Source organism: Gilvimarinus sp. 1_MG-2023, assembly GCF_030548285.1.
The window spans coordinates 1-238 of sequence record NZ_JAUOSC010001662.1 but is presented as its reverse complement, the minus strand read 5'-3'; the positions used below and the strand labels follow the sequence as shown (position 1 = coordinate 238).

The 238-nt window shown below is 53.8% G+C and carries 1 pseudogene; it reads right to left on the bottom strand.

The features are described 5' to 3' along the window. Positions 1 to 238 (bottom strand): annotated as a pseudogene (locus tag Q4563_RS22435) (hypothetical protein); the annotation flags it as partial.

Below are 238 nucleotides of genomic sequence, written 5' to 3'. Positions count from 1 at the left end.
GCAATATCCAGCCCGCTGTGCGGATTGCGGCGTTGGCCATTAAAAAAGCGTTGTAAACCAAAGGGGCTGGAAATTGGCCCTGTTACCGGCCAGATCATCGGTTGCCACGGAGCCGTTGCTTGCTGGCCGGAAACCGGAGTGAAGGACGTAAAGACACTTTTCATCTTACGGCTTTCGGCACGGATACGTTCCAGCGCGGGCTGACTGGGATTGACGTGTTTGTTTTTTACCGTTAACC